General features: G+C 40.1%; 4 protein-coding genes. 1 reads left to right on the forward strand and 3 read right to left on the reverse strand.

Annotated features, from left to right (window positions below; all coding sequences use genetic code 11):
* The first annotated feature begins 65 nt into the window (after positions 1-65).
* Positions 66-878 (forward strand): fumarylacetoacetate hydrolase family protein, encoded by an 813-nt coding sequence (locus HMPREF0083_RS20230; protein ID WP_021623596.1) that lies wholly within the window; start codon positions 66-68, stop codon positions 876-878.
* Positions 879-1,174: 296 nt separating this feature from the next.
* Here HMPREF0083_RS20230 and HMPREF0083_RS20235 read toward each other — a convergent pair whose 3' ends face one another.
* The 3 genes from HMPREF0083_RS20235 to HMPREF0083_RS28820 all read right to left on the reverse strand — a co-directional run.
* On the reverse strand, positions 1,175-1,423 hold the full coding sequence (locus HMPREF0083_RS20235; protein ID WP_021623597.1) for a GlsB/YeaQ/YmgE family stress response membrane protein: 249 nt from the start codon (positions 1,421-1,423) through the stop codon (positions 1,175-1,177).
* 369 nt (positions 1,424-1,792) lie between these two features.
* A complete protein-coding gene (locus tag HMPREF0083_RS20240; protein ID WP_021623600.1) occupies positions 1,793-2,281 on the reverse strand; it encodes a DedA family protein in 489 nt (162 codons plus the stop codon).
* Positions 2,282-2,306: 25 nt separating this feature from the next.
* Positions 2,307-2,672: CDP-alcohol phosphatidyltransferase family protein (locus HMPREF0083_RS28820; protein WP_021623601.1), on the reverse strand; the 366-nt coding region annotated here is incomplete at its 5' end.

Below are 2,672 nucleotides of genomic sequence, written 5' to 3' on the forward strand. Positions count from 1 at the left end.
CTGGATCGTACTGGATAATCAACACCCTTGATAACTTTATATTCTATCTAGGAGGATAATAAGATATGGAATTTGTACGTGTCAAAAGAGAAAATCAAATCGTTGAAGGTTATAAAAACGGGAATACCCTTGTTCTGCAAAATGGAGAAAAAATCTCAGAAGAAGAAGCAGAATTTGTAGCACCCGTTAAACCAACCAAAATCATTGCCATGCATCTGAACTTTCCAAGTCGAACTGAAGCATTTGGAGCGAAAACCCCCAGATGGCCTTCTTATTTTATGAAACCTTTAACCGCTCTTTCTGGACACCGTGCATCTATAGCTCGGCCACGCGGTACCCAGTACCTTAACTATGAGGGTGAAATCGCGCTCGTTATTGGAAAAAAAGCGAAGAATGTTTCTCGAAGTGAAGCCTGGAATTACATTGCAGGTTATAGCCCTGCCGTCGACTTTGGCCTTCATGATTTCCGCACCTCAGATGCCGGATCTATGCTACGTGTTAAAGGACAAGACGGATTCTGTCCAATCGGTCCTTCTCTTATCCATGCAAGTGATGTTGATCCTCATAACTTAACACTGAGAACCTATGTAAACGGAAAAGTTGTGCAAGAAGATAATACAAGTACGTTAGCTTTCCCATTCGATCTTCTTATCGCAGATTTATCCCGCCTCATCACATTGGAGCCGGGGGATGTCATTCTGACAGGTACGCCTAAAAACTCCCGTCCTGTTCAGCCAGGTGATGTAGTAGAAGTAGAAATCGAAGGATACCCTCGCCTACAAACAAGAATTGTAGAAAGCGAAGTTGATTTTGGGGATTTTGGTGCCCAACCGGAAGATTCCGATGATGCCCGAAATACTGCTTTTGAAATTAAATAATTAGCACATCTTATAAGCGATTGATGATGTTATCCCCAATGGTTGATAGTATGAAAAAGACCTTTGCTACAATGGTCTTTCACTGTTAACTGAAGGGGATTTTTTATGGCTAAAAAAGCTCAATAGTTTCAATTTAACACTATCTATTCGCCAAAGATAAAACCAGCTTAATCATAGAATGCTTACTTTATCCCAACAAAAAGAGCCTCCTTTTTAAAAAGAGGCCCTTCATTATACAAACTTTATTATAAGGAGTAAGAACAGTGCAAAAAGGTCGTGTTTCCATAGTTATTTAGTTAGTCGGCTTTTTTGCGTACCAAGCTCCATAACCAATTGAATACAATAGCACCGATAGCTCCAGCGATGATATTGAATCCGGCGATGACCCAGAGCCAATTTCCCAGCAGGAAATCGCCTAACCAGCCACCTATAAGTGTGACAATCAGCGATGCCCACCAACCTTTACCAGCCACTTGGCCTGTCATCCAGGAATTCATTACTCCCCAGACAACGATACCAACTACAGCCCAGACAATCCAGAACATGATAGTGCACCTCCCTTCATAATAGGATAGCGCTTACGCAATTGTAGATACATATTGCTATCTACCTGCTATCATCATATGATTTCGGAGCAAAAATGCTACTACATGTTTCCCCAATCCCTATAATGGGAACCCGATTATAGCTATGAAGCTCTCGGGGCATCGTCCATTGCCTATGCAACCTCTTCTTTTTTCCGAATCTCCTACTTCCAACCACGTTATCATTTAAAACTGAATTTACTTGCCCCTATTGTGGATATTCCAAGACAAGCCATATAGAATATTATAACTAACCCACCCATGATAAAGAAAAAAAGAAAAGATCGTTGACTTTTTTCATCAAAAACATCTATCGGCTTTTGCTTTACTTCATTCTTGTATTTCCCCAATATAGTAGCCTATAGTAATAAAAATCAGGCACCAGATTAACGCTCCCAAACCTGCAAATAAAAGATATTTGCACGTTCCCATTCCACTCATTCCAGATAAATAACACGTTACATGGCGAAAACCCGGGATGAAATAGCCGAAGACAATCGTCCACGGGCCATACTTATGAAACCACCCCTCTACTTTCTGTAACCGTATTGGCGTTAATCCTATCCATTTCCCATAGTTAGCTAACAAAGGCTTGCCAATTCTTTTCCCCAGAAAATAACTTAAAACCATACCTGACATCGCTCCGCAAAAACTGGCTATTACTGCACTTTTATAGTGCAAAACATGAATGGAGGCTAAATAGCCGACAAATGACATAAGTATCTCATCGGGAACAGGCAATCCGACAATTCCTAAAGCGAGCAAACAAAAAATAGAGATGTATCCGTATTGAGAGATTAATTCTTTTGCTATCTCCATTATTTGTCGTCTCCAATCTCGTTAACTATCTGTTATTTACACGGAAAAACTTTATTTTGCTAACCATAAAATAAGACAAAACAATAATAACTATCATTGATACATCTTTATTCAAAACAGGTCCAATTAGGATAAAAGCAGCCAGTATCCCATTAGCCATCCCAATCGGCAAACCTGTAACGTTCTTTTTTGAGGAAGATTGAGTACGAAGATACGCAAGACGCAAGGCTCCACAAATCGGAAAAAGGGATACGATTAGCACCCCTATTGTATGCAGATCATAAAAGACAGCAGCATACATAATCATAGCCGGAGCTACACCGAATGATATAATATCCGTAAGTGAATCCAGTTCTTTTTTTAACAGCTTTCCGAAAGAAGTCCCCTTCCT

The sequence above is a fragment of the Aneurinibacillus aneurinilyticus ATCC 12856 genome (assembly GCF_000466385.1).
GTDB classification, from domain to species: domain Bacteria; phylum Bacillota; class Bacilli; order Aneurinibacillales; family Aneurinibacillaceae; genus Aneurinibacillus; species Aneurinibacillus aneurinilyticus.

Excerpts from the sequence above, each read along its gene's own strand:
- HMPREF0083_RS20230 (WP_021623596.1), top strand. The coding sequence starts at position 66 with ATGGAATTTGTACGTGTCAAAAGAGAAAATCAAATCGTTGAAGGTTAT.
- HMPREF0083_RS20235 (WP_021623597.1), bottom strand. The coding sequence starts at position 1,423 with ATGTTCTGGATTGTCTGGGCTGTAGTTGGTATCGTTGTCTGGGGAGTA.
- HMPREF0083_RS20240 (WP_021623600.1), bottom strand. The coding sequence starts at position 2,281 with ATGGAGATAGCAAAAGAATTAATCTCTCAATACGGATACATCTCTATT.